This is a genomic window from Paenibacillus agilis (assembly GCF_007786455.1).
GTDB classification, from domain to species: Bacteria; Bacillota; Bacilli; order Paenibacillales; family Paenibacillaceae; genus Paenibacillus_B; species Paenibacillus_B agilis.
Genome location: NZ_VNJK01000002.1, coordinates 13,440 through 29,973, shown reverse-complemented (window position 1 = coordinate 29,973; position 16,534 = coordinate 13,440). Strand labels below are relative to the sequence as shown.

The window sequence follows — 16,534 nt, the reverse complement described above, 5'->3', positions numbered from 1 at the left end:
ATATGAGTACGGATTTCGAATGTGTTATTAAACTGAATGATGTTTCGAAAGTTTACAGATTGTATGAAAAACCGATAGACAGATTGAAAGAATCATTCAGTCTGACATCGAAAAAGTATCACAATGAATATTATGCTTTGAAAAATGTTTCTTTAGAATTGAAAAAAGGCGAGACAATGGGGATAATCGGGAAAAATGGCTCGGGTAAATCTACCTTGTTGAAAATTATAACCGGTGTCCTATCACAAAGTTCTGGAGAAATTAATATTAAAGGCAAAGTATCAGCACTGTTAGAACTAGGTGCAGGATTTAATCCAGAGTATACCGGGATTGAGAATATTTATTTGAATGGCACGATTTTAGGACTATCGAAAGAAGAAATTGATGCAAAAATAGAAAGTATTCTTGAATTCGCTGACATTGGAGATTTCGTAAACCAACCAGTCAAAATGTACTCAAGCGGTATGTTTGCTAGACTTGCATTTTCAGTTTCAATAAATGTTGATCCTGATATATTAATTGTTGATGAAGCGCTGGCTGTTGGTGATGTTAGATTCCAATTGAAATGCTATAACAAATTTAGAGAGTTGAAAGAAAAGGGCGTAACTATTCTATTTGTATCCCATGATATTAATGCTGTACGCAACTTCTGTGACAGTGCTCTTTGGATTAATGAAGGGGTAGTTTTTGAGCAGGGAGATGCTACTCAAGTTACCTCTAATTATATTGAGTATATGAATCAATTAAGTAAAAATGAAGCAGGACAAAATAGCATGGGAACTTCGAGTAAGAGCGGCGTAGCATTGACTGAAAATAATATCGAGAGAAGTGATTTCAAACCGTTAAATAGGTGGGGGAGCTCTCCCGATTCTATTCGTTATGTAGAAATGTTTAATGAAAAGAAAAAGAAAGTAGATAGTATATCCACGGGGCAATATATTCAAATCGACATCATATTTTATGTTTCCGAAATCATGGATCTTGAACATTTGAGTATTGCAGTCTCGATAAAAAATAAAGTTGGACTTGATTTGGTTGTATCTACAACTTTTGATAATGAGAGATTCCAAATTAATAAGTCAGGGAACTATGCGAGAGTATCTTTTGAATTCTATAATTATCTAACTCCTGGAGAATATGTACTAGTCGCTGCAATTGAAGATCGGAAAAATACAATTCCAGAGTACTATGATTATATTGAAGGCGCCAAATACTTCCAAGTTACCTCTGATAAAATATTGTTCGGCGTAATGAATGTACCTGTTATTCATAAAATTAATTATTTGGAGCTGGAAAATGATGTCTAAAAATGCTGTGAACACAAAGGAGTATTGGGACGATAGATTCGATACAGATTGGGAAGAAAATAAAGGGAGAGAACAAACCGGGTATTTCGTGAACTTAGCTATTAAAGAATTTCCTGAATGGTTATCAAAGGATATCAAAGACAATAAGCTAAGTTTCTGTGATGCAGGCTGTGCTGAGGGTGATGGTGTACACGTATTATCTCAGTTTTTTGCAGAAAACGAACTAGTAGGAATGGATTTCTCTGAGTCGGCTATTCATAAAGCAAAATTAGCTTACCCAAACTTGAATTTTATATGCGGAAATATTCAAGAACTATCAAAAAAGTACGATGTTCTTTTCTCTTCTAATACATTTGAACATTTCTTAAATCCAATGGAATCTATACGAAAGCTCACAGAAGTAACGGCGAAGTATATTATTTTATTGTTGCCTTTCCAAGAATACGACAGGATAAGTGAACATTTTTACACATTTGATTATAATACTTTTCCTGTTGCTATGAACAATTTCAATTTGGTGCATTTTAATGAAATTGATTGTAGGAGAGATCCTAAAACACCTTGGTATGGTAAACAAGTCTTTGTTGTTTATGCTAATTCAAATACAGTTGATATAGAGAACATAAAGTTTGATTATAATGTCCTTTATTTAAAAGGAATAGAACAACAGAGAACTGAACTATTGGATCTTAATGGAAGTCTAAGGCAAGAGCTACATTCTTCCCAGATACACGTTATGCAGAAAGAAAGTGAATTGGTAGCTTGCCGAAATGAAGTAAATCAACTTGATAGCCAAATTAAAACACTCTCTCAGAAGTCTGTTCAAGTTCATGAAGAGCTTGAAAAATGTAGAGGAGAAATTCTTGAAATCCAAGCTGATTTATTAAAAGAGAAAAAGTTAGTGGAGCAGCAAAAGCAGGAAGTTGATAAACAAAAGTATGAAGTTGCTAAGCTTATCGATGAGAGATATGCAGTTACACTTGAATTGAATAAAATTCATGACTCTAATTTGTGGAAAGTTGCAAGGAAATACTATAAACTGCGTGATGGATCGAATATAGGTAAATTTTTTAAATCCATTAAAAATAATGGAGTAAAGGTAACGACGAAAAAAGTCTATTCTAAACTAAAAAAGAAATATATTAATATTCGATATAAGAGTGAGAATGAATACAATTTACAAAAAATCTTATCGCATCATAAAGATAAACCAATTATCATCTATCCACCATTACTAGATTGGGACATACCTTTATTCCAAAGACCGCAGCATATAGCACTTAACCTATCAGATTGTGGCTATTTGTATTTTTATTGCACAATCAATCATTACGATGATGTTAGAGGCTTTAAGGAATACGAAGGCTATCCAAATCTTTATATAACAGATCAGTATGAGTTGCTAATGAAAAATATTAAGTCTCGTATTGTACATGTCTATGCCCAAGATGGTCAGATCACATCCGAGTTTATTCATGAACAACTGCAACTTGGAAATAAGGTTTTGTATGAGTATTTGGACGCATTACACGAAGATCTTTGTACATCGAAAAATAATGTAATTGGAAGACATTTGGATGTATTGAAAGATGAAAGATGTATTGTAGTTGCCACTGCAGATAAGCTTTATCAAGAAGTATCTCAATACCGTAGTAATAATTTTAAGCTAGTAACTAACGGAGTAGAGATGAATCATTTTCAGTCAGTGGATAAGAGCGTAGTACCAGATGATATCAAAAAAATAGTTAACAAGAAGAAGCCGATTATTGGATACTTTGGTGCATTAGCTAAATGGTTTGATTATAGACTAGTTGAAAAACTAGCATCTGAAAGACCGGATTATGAAATACTATTGATTGGCTGGAATTACGATGGTTCTTTGGAGCAACATGACTTAGGCAAGTATGAGAACATTAGTATTGTTGGTCCGATTAATTATAAGGAACTTCCTAAGTATGCTGTACATTTTGATGTTTCAACAATACCATTTTTAATTAATGAAATTACAGAGGCTACATCACCTATAAAACTATTCGAGTACATGGCGCTAGGTCATCCAATTGTCACTAGTGACTTGCCTGAATGCCGAAAGTATAAGTCAGTACTTGTTGCAAAAGATCATGATTCATTTATTGATTCTATTGATAAAGCATTAAGTATGAGAAATGATGTGGAGTATAACCAAATTATAAACAGTGAAGCGCTAGACAATACGTGGAAGTCAAAAGCTAAGCATATAGCTCAACTTATAGACAACAACGATTCACTATAAATAATAGAAACAGGTGAATTAATTGAAACTATCAACTAAGATGATGGATAATACCGAAGGTGCGTTGCGCGAATCAAATATTTTCATGTTATTGTTACTGCAAATGCGCCCAAAGCAGTGGACTAAAAACTTACTTGTGTTTGCAGCGCCTTTGTTTTCATTGAGCAAATTAAATGTTAATATGGTATATAATTCTATTATTGCATTTTTCTTGTTCTGCCTTATTTCAGGATGTGTATATATCCTGAATGACTATGTTGATCGAGAGGCTGATAGAAAACATCCTGAGAAAAAATTTAGACCAATGGCATCGGGTGCTTTAAACGCTAATATAGCTATTTGTTTCGGAGCTATTGTATTGATTTCTACATTAATTCTCTCTTTAGTAATTGATCCATTGTTCTTTGTGACAATAGCAATATATTTCTTATTAAATGTAGCTTATTCGCTAAGACTGAAGCACGTTGTTATTTTGGATGTTATGATTATCGCCGCAGGTTTTGTATTGAGAGCTATTGGAGGGGGGTTAGCCATTGGTGTTAACTTCACACCATGGTTCTTGCTTTGTACGATGTTATTAGCGCTATTTATGGCAATTAATAAGCGAAAGCATGAACTTGAACTGTTAGAGAATAAGAAAGGTACTCATAGAAAAGTGCTAGATAGTTATTCTTCAGAATTTTTAAATCAGCTAAGTGCTATCGTAACCACTGCAACAATAATAAGTTACTCTATGTTCACATTTACATCTGAACACTCTATTCATTTGATGTGGACTATTCCTATGGTGATCTACGGGATGTTTAGATATTTGTATCTCATACATATTGAAAAACAAGGTGGAGCACCAGAAAAAGTTTTGTTGGAAGACAAGCATATATTGGTGACTGTGATCATGTACGCATCTTCCGTTTTTATTATTTTAAAATATTTCGAGTAAGGTGGTATTTAGAGTGCCATATTTTCTAGCTCCCTTCATTGCGTGGTTTGTATCAGGGGTTCTTAAATATTTAATTAATTATGTGCGTTTTAAGAATGAAGCTAAAAATTTAATTGGTAATGGTGGATTCCCAAGTACTCATACGACTGTAATTACCACGCCAACTATTTTAGTAGGTTTAAATGAAGGTTTCTTTAGTCCTATTTTTGGCTTGGCTGTTGCTATTACGTATATAGTAATTATTGACGCTACAGGATTACGGATATTTGTAGGGCAGCATGCAAAGGTATTGAATCAATTAGAATATAAGGACAAAAAAGAAAAGCTCAGAGAACGTATGGGGCATACTAAAGTAGAGGTTTTGGGTGGTTTGGTTTTGGGAGTAATATTGGGATATATATTAAACATTATTTTTCAGTCTTTTTCTTAAGGTGTGAGATACTTTGTTAGAGAATAATGAAAAGCTAAGAACCAAGATAATCACTGGTGTGTTTATTGGGGCGTTTGTATTTTTATTATTTATTTTACTAGGTGATATAAATTTAATTATTGAAACTATATCAAAGATTCATCCAATTTATTTATTAGCAACAATCGTGATATCATTTTTAGGCTATTACCTGAGATTTTTGAAGTGGTCGTATTTACTCAACACAGTAGGGATTCATGTTCCTCAAAGAGATTCGTTTAACATTTACTGGATTGGAAGGGCCATGTCAATCACGCCAGGTAAAGTAGGGGAACTAATAAAAATTCATTCCTTGAAGAAACTGAACAAAACAGAACTATCTAAATCTTCCCCTGTAATTTTATCTGAATGGATAACTGATTTGTTTGGAATCTTACTTATAATGAGTTTAGGGATTACTTTGTTCTCGTTCGGAGTAGTTTTGTTTTTTACAGTATTTTTAGGTCTTACTATAACATTATTTATCTTACAAAGACCAAAACTTAGTATTAGTATTATAGAGTTCTTGTGTAAAGTTAAGTGGGTTGAGAAGAGGAAAGAAAGCATTATACAATTTTACGGTAATACACAGGATTTGTTTAAATTCAAACCGCTTGCGATATCTATTTTACTCAGTGCGCTTGCTTGGTTAACAGACTGTATATCGTTATATATTTTCACGAAATCACTAGGCCTTGATTTATCGCTTTTGCATAATCTATTTATTTTCTCTTTCGGCACATTGGCTGGTGCAGTTTCTATGTTGCCGGGTGGAATGGGAGTCTCTGAAATCAGTATGACGGGATTATTCCTGTCATTTGGAGTTGAAAAATCACTGGCTATATCATTGACTCTTCTTATAAGGGTAATTACCTTGTGGTTAGGAGTAGCTATAGGCATTATAGTGTTTTTCAAAAAGAAAACCAAGTATATATAGAGGGGTTTTGTAATGAGTCACATAAATAAAAGAACAGGGGCAATATTATTAGTTGTATTAGGTGTACTATTAACCTATATTCTATTAATGAGACCAGTAGTAGGTTTAGCTAATAATGGTGACTTTATAAGGGTTATGGACAATGCTGGGTTAAAGTACTTTGATAAAGATAATTCTAATATGTTTTTTGATTATATAACAACAGAGTTTGAAACTATCCCTGTAGTGCCTCATCAGCTGGGAAATGATTATTATGTTACTTCTCAGACGTTTCTGGTAAAGTTTGCAGTATTTGTCGATAATCTTTTTACAAGTGATGATGTATTTGACATTCGTTTTTTGGGTTTTATTCATATGGTAGTATTCTTGCTAAGTTTTTATTTTTTACTAAAAATAAAAACTAGTAGCCAGATTATTAAATGGGCGATGATTTTATTATTCTTATTTGTTTTTTGTGATATTGGTTACCTTAGTTATTTTAATTCATTTTATAGTGAATCAGCTGCCTATATATTTTTACTTCTTACTATTGTTTTGTCAGTTAATATTATTCAAAAGGATAGCCTCAACTATGGATTGATTGTGTTGTTCGTTATTTCAACAATTATATTTATAACAGCCAAAACTCAAACCAGTGTAATTGGTTTCTTTCTTTTATTGTTTCCTATTAGATTGATGTGGATTCATAAAACATTAAAGGACAGAGTTATTCTGTCGCTGGTATCATTAACGTTATTGCTGTCATCAGCTGCCATGTTTATGAGTACGCCTGCAACAATCAAGCAGGTTAACCAGTATAATAGTATTTTTTCAGGTGTATTAAAGTATTCATCAAACCCTGAAGCGGATTTGGAGTCATTTAATGTTACACCAGAATACGCAATTCTTAAGGATACGACATTCTTTTTAGCTAATAAGCCGATGGATATACACACTGAGGAGTTTTATAACAACTTCAACAAAAATATTTCTAACTCTAAAGTAGTCGGCTTTTATTTAAAGAATCCTGCAAAATTGTTTGAAATCATTAATAAAAATAGCAATTCTCTTTTTGTTGTACGTCCAGATTATTTGGGCAATTACGAAAAGAGCGAAGATACATCACCAAGAGAAAAAGCTACAATTCTATCTTGGTGGAGTAGTTTAAAAGAACATTTCTTTGGAAAATCATATTTGTTCTTGTATATTTATATCATTTCCTACTCTCTATTATTGTTATATTTATACTTTAAAGCTGTTAAAAAAGAGCATAAGTTACATTTAGAATACTTCTTTATGATCGGAGTAGTTGCTGTATTACAAATACCGGCAACTATTGCAGGAGAAGGAACGAATGAATTCGAAAAGCATTTATTCTTGTTTAATGTCTTATTTGATGTAACTATTTTTATTAGCCTCCTTATAGTTGTTTGGAAGTTAATTACTAACAATAGATTTTTTGGTGCGAAGAAGCTTAACTAAAAATGATCATGTTGCTAGAATGCCCATACTCTAATTAGATATGGGCATGTTTTTTAATTGTTTCGATTATGTATAAAAAGTAAAAATGTGGAGTGGGATTGATGTCTTACCGAATAGCATACCTAATGCATGTGGATTGGAATTGGATAAAACAACGACCACATTTTTTAGCTGAGAAGTTAAGTGATTTATATAAAGTCGACTTGTTTTATGTAAAAAAATACACAGATAACAATTCCATAAAAAATAGTAGGGCTTCTAGTTTGAAACAAATTGAAACACTGAAAAAAGTACCCATGTCAGCTCGGTATCGTTTGTTGAGGATGGCTGAAACTGCAATCAATCATAACAAATTGAAGCAAATATATAACGGTGATTATACCGTTATATGGATTACATCTCCGATATTGCTTCAATTTATAGATATCAGTCGATTAAATAATTCCATCATAGTATATGATTGTATGGATGATGTAATGGGTTTTCCTCAAAAAAGAGAGATAAAGGACTTTATTTATGGTCTTGAGCAACAATTAATTCAACGAGCTGATTTTATATTTGCTTCTTCAGCAAATTTAAAATTAAAAATGAAAGAGCGAGGCTCGGGGGACAATGTATATGTTGTTAATAATGCAATAGAACGACAATCTGTATTTCAGCATGACATACAGTATACTAATTTAGCTGAGCGTAAAAAGCTATTTAGTATCACCTATTTTGGAACTATAGGCGAGTGGGTTGATTTTGAAGCAATCTTAGAAGTAGTAAACACTTTTGATGATGTTGAAATTGTATTGTATGGACCCAAAGAAATCGAGATTCCATCACATCCACGTATTCAATATCGAGGAACAGTTAAGCATGAAGAACTATTTAACCATTGTCAAATGGCAGATGCTTTTATTATGCCATTTAAAATTAATGAGCTGATTTTATCAGTTGATCCTGTTAAAGTGTACGAGTATATTGCTCTTCATAAACCTACTATAGTCGTGAAGTATCAAGAAACGATTAAATTTAATGATTATGCATATCTTTATTCGAATAATAATGATTTAGTGAATATTGTTAGGGAGTTATTACAAGAGCCTAGAACAAAGAGTTCAAAAGAAGCAACAATGAATTTTATTAACAACAACGGTTGGGACGAGAGAATAGTTGAGGTACAAACTATTATTCAAAAATATATAGAGCGTAACAATCACTTTTAATTAAGACTACTCTCATGACAAGTGATCGAGGAGGAACCAACATATGAAGGGTGTTATATTAGCGGGTGGAACGGGTTCTCGCCTTTTTCCTTTAACTAAAGTTACAAATAAACATTTGCTGCCTGTTGGAAAATATCCAATGATATTTCATTCCATAGACAAACTTAAGCAAGCTGGAATACTTGATATTCTTATTGTTACTGGTAAAGAGCATATGGGGGATGTTGTTAACCTTTTAGGTAGTGGAAGTGAATTAGGAGTCTGCTTCACATATAAGGTTCAAGATGAAGCAGGGGGTATTGCACAAGCATTAGATTTAGCGGAGCATTTTGTAAGTAATGATCAAATGATTGTAATCCTTGGTGATAATGTTTTTGAAGACGATATTACAGCTTATGTGGATAATTTCCGAAGACAAGGTAGTGGAGCGAAAATTCTTCTTCAAGAAGTTCATGATCCTCAGCGCTATGGAGTGGCTGAACTCGAAGGTGAGAGAATTATTTCTATTGAAGAAAAGCCTAGTCAACCGAAAAGTAATTATGCTGTAACAGGGATTTATATGTTTGATTCTAAGGTGTTCGATATCATTAAAACACTTAAGCCGTCTGGTCGCGGTGAATTAGAGATTACGGATGTTAACAATGCATATATTAAACGTGAAGAGCTTACTTTTGATGTTTTGCAAGGTTGGTGGACTGATGCAGGTACGCATACTTCTCTAGCTCGTGCGAACGAGTTGGCGAAGGATATCATTTTTGGTAGTGAGTTTGGTACCTTGAAGTTGTAATTTTGGGAGGATACGCTGATGAAAGTCATACCTTTGGATTTACAAGGAGCATGTATAATTGAACCGGTGGTCCATGGTGACCACCGGGGTTTTTTTATGGAAGGTTATAATGAAAAGAAGTTTCATGAAATCGGTATAAAGCATACATTTGTACAAGATAATCAATCCTTATCTGTAGAAACAGGGGTAATAAGAGGTTTACATTATCAGCTGAATGATAAAGCACAAACGAAACTTGTACGTGTGCTTTCTGGAGCTATTTATGATGTTATCGTTGATATTCGTAAAAGCTCTCCTACTTTCGGACAATGGGTTGGTGTTATTCTTAGTGAGTATAATAAACGGCAGCTGCTAGTTCCGAAAGGATTTGCCCACGGTTTTTGTACGTTAGTGCCGAACACGCAGGTCTTTTATAAAGTGGATGAATACTACTCTAAAGAGCATGACCGTGGAATTCGTTGGAATGATCTGACACTAGGGATAGATTGGCCAACATCCAATCCTATTCTATCAGTTAAGGATGAAAAGCTCCCATTATTAAAAGATGCCGAAATGAATTTTGAGTAGGGGGAAGAAGCCTTGAAATTACTCGTTACAGGCGGTGCCGGTTTTATCGGTAGTAACTTTGTTATTTATATGCTTAATAAATATCCGAACTATCAGATTATAAACGTCGATGTATTGACGTACGCAGGGAATTTAGAGAACTTGCAAGTTGTGCAAGATCATCCTAACTACTCCTTTGTAAAAGCAGACATTGTCGATGAAGTAGTGATAGATAAGCTATTTCAAACAGGCGTTGACGTTGTTGTTAACTTTGCAGCCGAATCTCATGTGGATCGCTCGATTATTGATCCTGGCATTTTCGTGAAAACAAATGTGCAAGGAACTCAAGTATTACTTGATGCAGCTAAAAAATATAAGGTGAAAAAATTTGTACAGGTTTCTACTGATGAAGTTTATGGCTCGCTTGGAGAAACAGGACTATTCACGGAAGAGACCCCTCTAGCTCCAAATAGCCCTTACTCAGCTAGTAAAGCTGGGGGGGATCTGCTTGTTCGTGCTTACCATGAAACATTTGGACTCCCAATCAATATTACCCGCTGCTCGAATAATTATGGCCCTTATCATTTCCCAGAGAAGCTCATTCCTTTAATGATTGCTAATGCACTAGCAGATAAGGAACTACCTGTGTATGGAGATGGATTAAATATTCGTGATTGGTTGTATGTAGAAGATCATTGCAGTGCGATTGATTTGGTCGTTCATAAAGGAGTAAATGGTGAAATTTATAATGTAGGCGGTAGCAATGAACGTACAAACATCCAGATCGTTAAAACAATTCTCAAGGAGCTTGGTAAGCCTGAATCCTTAATTCGTTATGTTGAAGATCGACCAGGTCATGACCGAAGATATGGGATTGATGCGACAAAACTTACTACTGAATTAGGCTGGCAGCCAAAGCACAATTTTGAAACGGGCATTAGAGAAACCATTCGTTGGTATTTAAATAATCAGGAGTGGTGGAAACGAATTCTGACGGGTGCTTATCAAGAATATTACAATAAGCAGTATGCCGGTCGCTTGGGTGGTAACTAATGAAAGTTCTTGTTACTGGTGCAGATGGACAGCTGGGACAGGATGTTGTGGAGTTATTCCTTGGACATGGACATGATGTTGTAGCTTGTAATCGTACCAAATTGGATATAACGAAGCAAGAGCAATGTCAGCAAGTGCTCATCGAAAAACGGCCTGATGTAGTTATACATTGTGCAGCCTACACAGCTGTGGATCAGGCGGAAACGGATATTGATCAAGCTTATTTGGTTAATGCTGTTGGTACTCGTAATGTAGCAGTCGCCGCTGAGTTAATTGGTGCTAAGATTGTATACATTAGTACGGATTATGTATTTGATGGATGCGGCAATAAGCCGTATCATGAGTACGACAATACGAATCCGCAAGGAATATACGGTAAGTCTAAACGAGCGGGGGAAGTATTAGTACAAACTCTTTCTTCGCGTTATTTTATCGTACGTACTTCTTGGGTGTTCGGTCAGTATGGTACTAACTTTGTGAAGACAATGATGAAACTTGGTTTGGAGAGAGAACAATTGTCCATCGTTCATGATCAAATAGGTTCTCCTACTTATACAGTTGATTTAGCGGAGTTTTTACTGAATTTGGTGGTGACAGAACGCTATGGAATATACCATGCATCCAATTCAGGTGTTTGCAGTTGGTATGAATTTGCGGAAGAAATAATGAGGCGGAGTAATATAGATATTGAGTTAATCCCATGTACGACAGAACAATTTCCGCGTCCTGCTCCACGGCCGCAGTATTCAGTGATGGAACCGCTAAGCATTCGAACAAATGGCTTTGAAACACTCCCACATTGGAAAGATGCGTTGAAACGTTTTATACTAGCAAGTAGTATCAAATAGGGAGTGTGTCAAGGTGAGCAGCAGTGTCCAAGTACTATTGTCTACTTATAATGGAGAACGATATATTAAGCAACAGCTGGATAGTATTATTAAACAGAGCTACACCAATATCGAAATCTTGATACGTGATGATGGTTCTACAGATGACACAATTAATGAAATTCAAAGTTTTATGGAATCTTTCCCGAATAGAATTCGGTTAATTCAAGGGGAAAATGTAGGTGTGGTCAGAAGTTTCATGGAACTCATACAAGCTTCGTATGATTGTTTTGACTACTTCTGTTTTTGTGATCAGGATGATATTTGGCTGACAGATAAAGTACAGAGAGCTGTAGATAGCCTGAGTGGAAGAGGATTGCCAGCCATGTTCTTTACAGCTACCCAAATGGTTGATTCGAATTTGAATGAGTTAAATATATGGCCAGCACTTCCACAACAGTCACCTGGATTTAACAATGCATTGATTCAAAATATTGCAGTTGGTGCTACAATAACCTTTAATAAGAAGGCTAGGAACTTACTTGCTCAAAGTGAGGTAGAGACTGATGCAATATTAATGCATGACTGGTGGGCGTACTTATGTATATCTGCATTCGGTGATGTGCGGTACGAAGCAGAGCCTTCCATTTTGTATCGACAGCATGAAAATAATGTAGTAGGTGGGAATGCATCTAAATGGGAGCTAATTCTGAAGAAATGGGCTAGTTTCCGTAAGCATTCAGGCAAACGATTATTGGTTCGCCAAGCACGAGAATTTTCACGACATTATGCACATCTTCTCGAGCCTTCAAAGAGAGAACAATTAGAATGGTTTATTGAACCGCGATTGGATTGGATTCAGCGATATCGATTTTTGAAGAAGTGCAGACTGTATCGTCAATCATGGTTAGAGCAGAGATTATTTCAATTTCTAATTATGATAGGCTATATATAAACAGACCGACAGCGAGGGAAAAGCCAAGTGCTGTCGGTTTTGTGTTATAGTCACATATAGTAAGTGATCAAAATAGTCTGTTACGTACAAGCAATGACTCATGTTAAGGGTTAATTGTAGCTGAAGTAAAGGAGTATATTTATGGATCTTTCCATTATTATTGTGAATTATAATACGAAGCAATTAACTTTGAACTGCGTAGCTTCCGTCTTAGAGTCAGAGACTGAATATACGTACGAAATCATCTTGGTGGACAACGCTTCAAAGGATGATACAGTAGTCGCGGTGAAACAACAATATCCATGTGTTCATCTTATTGAAAATAAAGATAATCTTGGATTCTCCAAAGCTAATAATCAAGGAATGCATGTTGCAAAGGGCAGATATGTATTGCTACTTAACTCCGATACAATTGTACAACCTGACACTTTTGATATCATGATTCGATTTATGGATGAGAACCCTAAAGTTGGTTCAGCAGGATGCAAAGTGGTACTGCCTGATGGCAGCTTAGACAAAGCTTGCAAGCGAGGTTTTCCAACACCAGCAGCAACATTTTACTATGTATCAGGTATCTCAAAACGTTATCCAAATAGCCCGAAATATAATGCCTACCATCGTGGAGACTTGGACGAGAATGGTTCGTATCCAATTGACTGCCTTGTAGGTGCATTTATGATGGTGCGGCGTGAAGCAATTGAACAGGTTGGTATGTTGGATGAGGATTATTTTATGTATGGGGAAGACGTGGACTGGTGCTATCGTATACAGCAGGCAGGATGGGTGAACTATTACCACGCAGCTACATCCATTCTTCATTTAAAACGAGCTAGTAGCCGCAACAAGCCGTACAAAATTACGTATGAATTTCATAGAGCGATTTATCTTCTTCATAAGAAAAACTTTGCTAAGTATTATCCGTGGTGGGTGAATGCATTTATGTATACAGGCATCGTGGTAAAGACAGCAGTAGCGTTAGCACTGAATACCTGTTTTAAGGCGAAGGCATTGTTTACAAATAAGAAATAACTTTATGTAAACATGGGAACTGCGTTATAATAGGAAATGAAAGTAAATCATTGAAATAAGGTTGAGGTCAATATGATTCGCAAAAACCAAAGGTTTTTAACCAATATGTATATGCTGTTTGATATGGTATGTGTCGCTGCTGCCATGGGCATCGCTTGGTGGATCAAGTTCAAGAGTGGACTGTTGAATGGAGATTCGGCGCTTCCATTTAACAGCTATCTTATGTGGTCTGGAGCATATGCACTTGTTTTTCTGCTAATTGGTATTCTAACTTCACTGTACATGATCCATCGGAAGAAACGATTTGCAGACCAACTCATACGTATCGTTCAAACTCAAGTGATAAGTTTGTTTATACTGTTTGGTTTGTTGTTCGTAATGAAGGAAGTTCACATTTCTCGTGAATATCTAGCTATCTTTGTTACCACAGCTACATTCCTGACAATTTTGTACCGTTATGCAGTTAAGCTGACGTTGCGTACAGTTAGACAAAAGGGTTATAACAAACAGTTCATTCTTATTGTTGGAGCGGGCTCTTTAGGGAAACGATTCTATTCCAATTTATCCTATTCACCTGAATTAGGATACGAAGTGGTGGGATTCCTTGATGATCATGCTGTATGGGATCGAGATGATGAAAAAGCGTACAAACCGATACTAGGAACCTTGAATGAACTGGAAGACATTTTGAATAAGCAACTTATCGATGAAGTTATTATTGCTCTTCCACTCGATGTGCATCATAAATTTCCAACACTGATTAATGTGTGTGAAAAAGCGGGAGTACGAACGTTGATTATTCCTGACTTCTTTGACTATTTACCGGCTAGACCATACTTCGACAACTTTGCTGGCATGCCGCTCATTAACGTAAGGGACATTCCATTAGATATAATGAGTAATCGTATATTTAAGCGAAGCTTTGACATTTTATTTGCCGTTACAGCGATTCTTTTAACGTTACCTGTTTTAGCTGCAATTGCTATTGGTATCAAATTAACTTCTCGTGGTCCTATTATCTTTAAGCAAGAACGTGTCGGCCTGAATCGTAGAAATTTCAACATGTACAAATTCCGTTCCATGCGGGTTGATACGGTACATACGGCAGATACACAATGGACAACGGAAAATGATCCGCGTAAGACAAAGTTCGGAAGCTTTTTGCGGAAAACGAGTCTAGATGAACTGCCACAGTTTTTCAATGTCCTTTTTGGCCATATGAGTGTAGTAGGTCCACGCCCTGAACGCCCTTATTTTGTAGAACAGTTCAAGGAAGAGATTCCGAAGTACATGGTTAAGCATCACGTAAGACCTGGAATTACAGGATGGGCGCAAAGTAACGGCCTCCGTGGAGATACATCAATTGAAGAGCGCATCCGCCACGATATTTTCTATATTGAGAACTGGTCCTTATTATTTGATATCAAAATTATTTGGAAGACGATTTGGAATGGATTCGTAAATAAAAACGCTTATTAATCGTAATAGGTATAAAACGAAGAAAAAACTCCCCAGACTGAGAATATCATTCTTAAGAAGGGGAGTTGGTCGTTTATGAAGCAGGCACCGGATTCATGGGAAGAAGGTACAACTGGACGTGGTTGGTTGAACGGCATACTTCTAGGTCTATTATTGTGGGTAACCATTTTGTTTCTATGGAGATGGTTAACCTAGATGGTGTTCACCTATTTTGCGGATAAGCATATGTATGGCTTGATGAATGATACTCCGTCTAACATGTCATACGTGACAATGCGGAGTATTTTTTATACAATTAAATTAGAACGTACATTCGTATATCGTGAAGTTTGTATATAACACATCTTCATTTTCTGATGCCTCCACATACTCACATTGACACCCCCTACGTACTCACTTAGACTTAATTTTATTGGGCGAAATTGTGCCAGACATTACGTGTGTAAGCTCGCCTTGTAATAACGAGGTGTAAGGATAGAGTGGAGGTAACAACGTGACAGCTTCGGTAAAGCAAGAAGCACATAGAAGTGCAATTGATGATATACAGTTGCCATCATGGCGACATGTTTTTAAGCTGGACCCTGATAAGGAAATCAGTGATGAGGCATTAGATAAAGTATGTCTCTCAGGAACAGATGCTATTATCGTTGGCGGATCGAGTGGCATAACATTTGACAATACAGTGGACCTAATGGCACGTATTCGACGTTATGAACTGCCCGTAGTTCAAGAAGTATCCGATTTGGATGCTGTCGTTCCAGGATTCGATGCATACTTGATTCCAATGGTACTTAATACGACGAATCCAGATTGGTTGGTAGGCCAGCATCAGCGTGCAATTGAGCAATACGGGTATATGATGCCATGGGATCTTCTTATTCCTGAAGGCTATCTAATTCTAAACCCAGAATGTACAGCGGCAAAAGTGAGCGAAGCCAAGGCAAACCTCACGAAGAAAGAAGCTGTGGCCTATGCTCAAGTAGCGGACAAGTTGATGAGGCTGCCACTTGTATATGTAGAGTACAGCGGTGCATTTGGCGATATGGATGCGGTGAAAGCAATCCGAACAGCTATGAGTCAGGCATTCGTCATTTATGGAGGCGGCGTTACGACTGTAGAACAAGCGCAGGAGGCCGCTGAAGCAGCTGATATCGTTGTTGTAGGCAATATTATTTATGAAGATATGGCAGCGGCATTGGCTACGGTAAATGCAGTGAAGGCAGTCGCAATAGAGGATAATATTTAATAAAGAGAAGAGAAATGAACAAATCAAGCTAAACAG

The 16,534-nt window shown here is 36.0% G+C and carries 15 protein-coding genes; all 15 read left to right on the top strand.

Features of this window, described 5'->3' with window-relative positions; translation table 11 throughout:
* The first annotated feature begins 2 nt into the window (after positions 1 to 2).
* The 15 genes from FPZ44_RS16625 (at position 3) to pcrB (ending at position 16,498) form a co-directional block, all read left to right on the top strand.
* Positions 3 to 1,307 carry an ABC transporter ATP-binding protein gene (locus tag FPZ44_RS16625; protein WP_144991909.1) on the top strand — a complete coding sequence of 435 codons (1,305 nt, stop codon included), beginning with the start codon at positions 3 to 5 and terminating at the stop codon, positions 1,305 to 1,307.
* Positions 1,297 to 3,579 (top strand): methyltransferase domain-containing protein, encoded by a 2,283-nt coding sequence (locus FPZ44_RS16620; protein WP_186786110.1) that lies wholly within the window; start codon positions 1,297 to 1,299, stop codon positions 3,577 to 3,579. The genes FPZ44_RS16625 and FPZ44_RS16620 overlap by 11 nt, the downstream gene beginning before the upstream one ends.
* Positions 3,580 to 3,619: 40 nt before the next feature.
* Entirely contained in the window at positions 3,620 to 4,519 is a 900-nt protein-coding gene (locus tag FPZ44_RS16615; RefSeq protein WP_144992704.1) for a decaprenyl-phosphate phosphoribosyltransferase, read from the top strand.
* A gap of 13 nt (positions 4,520 to 4,532) precedes the next feature.
* Positions 4,533 to 4,949 carry a divergent PAP2 family protein gene (locus tag FPZ44_RS16610; RefSeq protein ID WP_144991907.1) on the top strand — a complete coding sequence of 139 codons (417 nt, stop codon included), beginning with the start codon at positions 4,533 to 4,535 and terminating at the stop codon, positions 4,947 to 4,949.
* Positions 4,950 to 4,962: 13 nt separating this feature from the next.
* Positions 4,963 to 5,904 (top strand): lysylphosphatidylglycerol synthase transmembrane domain-containing protein, encoded by a 942-nt coding sequence (locus FPZ44_RS16605; protein ID WP_144991906.1) that lies wholly within the window; start codon positions 4,963 to 4,965, stop codon positions 5,902 to 5,904.
* A gap of 12 nt (positions 5,905 to 5,916) precedes the next feature.
* Positions 5,917 to 7,365, top strand: coding sequence for a glycan biosynthesis hexose transferase WsfD (gene wsfD / locus FPZ44_RS16600; RefSeq protein WP_144991905.1), 1,449 nt, complete (start codon positions 5,917 to 5,919; stop codon positions 7,363 to 7,365).
* A 101-nt stretch (positions 7,366 to 7,466) separates the two neighbouring features.
* Positions 7,467 to 8,576, top strand: coding sequence for a glycosyltransferase family protein (locus FPZ44_RS16595; RefSeq protein ID WP_144991904.1), 1,110 nt, complete (start codon positions 7,467 to 7,469; stop codon positions 8,574 to 8,576).
* 43 nt (positions 8,577 to 8,619) lie between these two features.
* The gene (locus tag FPZ44_RS16590; protein WP_144991903.1) at positions 8,620 to 9,363 is read left to right on the top strand and encodes a sugar phosphate nucleotidyltransferase; all 744 of its coding nucleotides are present in this window, start codon (positions 8,620 to 8,622) and stop codon (positions 9,361 to 9,363) included.
* 18 nt (positions 9,364 to 9,381) lie between these two features.
* The gene (gene rfbC / locus FPZ44_RS16585; RefSeq protein WP_144991902.1) at positions 9,382 to 9,930 is read left to right on the top strand and encodes a dTDP-4-dehydrorhamnose 3,5-epimerase; all 549 of its coding nucleotides are present in this window, start codon (positions 9,382 to 9,384) and stop codon (positions 9,928 to 9,930) included.
* Positions 9,931 to 9,942: 12 nt separating this feature from the next.
* Positions 9,943 to 10,962: a dTDP-glucose 4,6-dehydratase gene (rfbB, locus tag FPZ44_RS16580; RefSeq protein WP_144991901.1), complete on the top strand. Its 1,020-nt coding sequence runs from the start codon at positions 9,943 to 9,945 to the stop codon at positions 10,960 to 10,962.
* On the top strand, positions 10,962 to 11,810 hold the full coding sequence (gene rfbD / locus FPZ44_RS16575) for a dTDP-4-dehydrorhamnose reductase (RefSeq protein WP_144991900.1): 849 nt from the start codon (positions 10,962 to 10,964) through the stop codon (positions 11,808 to 11,810). Before rfbB ends, rfbD begins: the two co-directional genes overlap by 1 nt.
* A 13-nt stretch (positions 11,811 to 11,823) precedes the next feature.
* The gene (locus tag FPZ44_RS16570) at positions 11,824 to 12,744 is read left to right on the top strand and encodes a glycosyltransferase family 2 protein (RefSeq protein WP_144991899.1); all 921 of its coding nucleotides are present in this window, start codon (positions 11,824 to 11,826) and stop codon (positions 12,742 to 12,744) included.
* A 141-nt stretch (positions 12,745 to 12,885) separates the two neighbouring features.
* Positions 12,886 to 13,773, top strand: a complete 888-nt coding sequence (locus FPZ44_RS16565; protein ID WP_144991898.1) for a glycosyltransferase family 2 protein — start codon at positions 12,886 to 12,888, stop codon at positions 13,771 to 13,773.
* A 72-nt stretch (positions 13,774 to 13,845) separates the two neighbouring features.
* On the top strand, positions 13,846 to 15,252 hold the full coding sequence (locus tag FPZ44_RS16560; protein WP_144991897.1) for an undecaprenyl-phosphate glucose phosphotransferase: 1,407 nt from the start codon (positions 13,846 to 13,848) through the stop codon (positions 15,250 to 15,252).
* A gap of 493 nt (positions 15,253 to 15,745) precedes the next feature.
* Positions 15,746 to 16,498, top strand: a complete 753-nt coding sequence (gene pcrB, locus FPZ44_RS16555; RefSeq protein WP_261378398.1) for a heptaprenylglyceryl phosphate synthase — start codon at positions 15,746 to 15,748, stop codon at positions 16,496 to 16,498.
* Positions 16,499 to 16,534 lie beyond the last annotated feature (36 nt).

Bases quoted from the DNA above. Each gene is read 5' to 3' on its own strand.
- rfbD (WP_144991900.1), top strand. From the start codon at position 10,962: ATGAAAGTTCTTGTTACTGGTGCAGATGGACAGCTGGGACAGGATGTT.
- FPZ44_RS16560 (WP_144991897.1), top strand. From the start codon at position 13,846: ATGATTCGCAAAAACCAAAGGTTTTTAACCAATATGTATATGCTGTTT.
- FPZ44_RS16590 (WP_144991903.1), top strand. From the start codon at position 8,620: ATGAAGGGTGTTATATTAGCGGGTGGAACGGGTTCTCGCCTTTTTCCT.
- FPZ44_RS16615 (WP_144992704.1), top strand. From the start codon at position 3,620: ATGATGGATAATACCGAAGGTGCGTTGCGCGAATCAAATATTTTCATG.
- wsfD (WP_144991905.1), top strand. From the start codon at position 5,917: ATGAGTCACATAAATAAAAGAACAGGGGCAATATTATTAGTTGTATTA.
- rfbC (WP_144991902.1), top strand. From the start codon at position 9,382: ATGAAAGTCATACCTTTGGATTTACAAGGAGCATGTATAATTGAACCG.
- FPZ44_RS16565 (WP_144991898.1), top strand. From the start codon at position 12,886: ATGGATCTTTCCATTATTATTGTGAATTATAATACGAAGCAATTAACT.
- FPZ44_RS16625 (WP_144991909.1), top strand. From the start codon at position 3: ATGAGTACGGATTTCGAATGTGTTATTAAACTGAATGATGTTTCGAAA.
- FPZ44_RS16620 (WP_186786110.1), top strand. From the start codon at position 1,297: ATGATGTCTAAAAATGCTGTGAACACAAAGGAGTATTGGGACGATAGA.
- FPZ44_RS16595 (WP_144991904.1), top strand. From the start codon at position 7,467: ATGTCTTACCGAATAGCATACCTAATGCATGTGGATTGGAATTGGATA.